General features: G+C 73.0%; 3 protein-coding genes. 2 read left to right on the forward strand and 1 reads right to left on the reverse strand.

The features are described from left to right. Positions 1-135: 135 nt before the first annotated feature. Complete coding sequence (locus ACWDX9_RS62750; RefSeq protein ID WP_449973360.1) at positions 136-681, forward strand: helix-turn-helix domain-containing protein; 546 nt, start codon at positions 136-138, stop codon at positions 679-681. Between the two features lie 9 nt (positions 682-690). Here the strand turns inward: ACWDX9_RS62750 and ACWDX9_RS62755 are convergent, their stop codons facing one another. Beyond that, a complete protein-coding gene (locus ACWDX9_RS62755) occupies positions 691-1,062 on the reverse strand; it encodes a DUF4345 family protein (protein ID WP_449973361.1) in 372 nt (123 codons plus the stop codon). A gap of 206 nt (positions 1,063-1,268) precedes the next feature. On the opposite strand from ACWDX9_RS62755, the gene ACWDX9_RS62760 reads away from it, so the two are divergent. Further along, entirely contained in the window at positions 1,269-1,952 is a 684-nt protein-coding gene (locus ACWDX9_RS62760) for a TIGR02452 family protein (protein ID WP_449973362.1), read from the forward strand. The last annotated feature ends 6 nt before the right edge of the window (positions 1,953-1,958 follow it).

A 1,958-nucleotide genomic window follows, 5' to 3' on the forward strand; every position in this document is an offset into this window, starting at 1 on the left:
GACCTTGCGGAAGTTGTCCAGCCCGACCCACTCCGCCGCGGTGACGAGGTTCGTCTGCTGGAACGCCAGGACCAGCCCGCGCGCGATCGGCCACCGCCGCGCATCCGGCACCACCTCACGGCGGTCGGCGACCGCATGGTCTTCCTCTACCTCGACCCGGGCTCGGCCGAGGACCGGGCGTGCCGGGCCAGGTTCACCGGCGGCGATGACGGCGTCATGTCCGGTCACGAAGCCGAGGCCGGCCTTCTGGTGGAGGCGGCGGCCATCTCCGCGCACAGCCCGGACCGGCAGATCGCCGCCTGGGCGGACGAGGCCACCGGCCATGAGCCGCCGTCGTTCACCGACCCCCGGATCGCCGCCGCCACGCGCCGCCTGATCGGCGCGGACGAGCCCTTGCCCGCCGCGCTGCTGGCCGCCGAGCTGGGGCTGTCGGAGTCACGCTTCCTGCGGCTGTTCAGGGAACGTACGGGCACCTCGTACCGGAGGTTTCGGCTGTGGGCGCAGATGCACCGAGCCGGTCGTGCGCTGGCCGCGGGCGAGAACCTCACCCGTGCCGCGGCCGACGGCTACTTCGCCAGCCCCTCCCACTTCAGCACCGCGTTCCACGCGATGTTCGGCCTTCCCCCGAGCGCGCTGCTCTCCCGGCAGCTCAGGATCCGGTGCCTGGATCCCCTGGTGTGACGGGACGGCTCACCAGGCGATGGCGGCCAGCAGCGCGCCACCGCCCACGGCCTCCACCCAGAAATACAGCCACGAGGGATAGAACGCCGACGGCCGCTCGACCGTCCGCGCCACCAGCCGGCCGGCGGCCATGCCCAGCAGGGATCCGGCGACGGTCACGACCACGCCCGTCCGGATCCCGCCCGCGTCGACGGCCGCGGCCAGCAGCAGGCCCGCGACGGCCACGCCGAAGCCTCCGTACACGGCGCGGACCTCGGTCCGGGCCTCGACCGAGTCGGCCACGATCCGGAACGGCCTGATCAGCGCGGCAGGCGCGAGGAGGCCGTAGACGCCCATCCCGAGGAAGAACACCGCCGCGGCGGCGATCACGACAGTCGACATGAAAGTGCTCCCCTTTGTGTGACAGCAGCTTGCCTGGCCAGGACAGCCTGCCGTTCGCGCACCGCACCCGGCTTTCATCGACCCGCCATGTTCCCGGACGGGACCGCACTCGACCGCCCGTAGCCGCGTGCGGGACCGCCACGCGGACGGGCCGGGCCGCAAAATCGTTCGATCGCGGCGGTGGTCACGATCTACGATGCGGACGCGTGGGAAACAGATTGAGCCATGTCGCGACGGTGAACGAACACATCGCCGCCGACGGCCGGTACACCGCCGAGGACGGCACCCTCGTCACCGTGGGTCCCGCGCTGGCGGCGGCGATCGCCGGCACGGTGAGCCATCCGCCGGACGAGCCGATCGCCGCGCCGGCCGCCGCGGGCCACCGGACGTCTTTCGAGGTCACCGCGGAAGGCAGCCTGCAGGCCGCGCGGCGGCTGCACCTGGCGGGCGCCGAACGGATCGCCGTGCTGAACTTCGCCTCGGCCCGCAACCCCGGAGGCGGCTACCTCGGCGGGGCCAAGGCGCAGGAGGAGGACCTGTGCCGCGCGAGCCTGCTGTACCCGTGCCTGCTGAACGCCCCCGACTACTACGCCGCGCACCGCGCCTCCTCCGACCTGCTCTACAGCCACCGGGTCATCTGGTCTCCCGACGTGCCGGTGCACCGCGACGACCGCGGCCGGCTGCTGAGCGAGCCGTACCTGGTCTCGTTCCTGACCTCGCCCGCGCCCAACGCCGGGCAACTGCTGCGGCGCGATCCCGGCGCGGGGCCGCGGATCCGGCGGGCGCTGCACGGGCGGGCCGGGGGCGTGGTTGCGGTCGGCCCGCCCCACCGCGCGCGGCCCCGCGTGCGAGGGGTCGGAAAAGAACACGTAGGAAATACATTAACGTAAGCTGAA

The sequence above is a fragment of the Nonomuraea sp. NPDC003201 genome, from assembly GCF_053590415.1.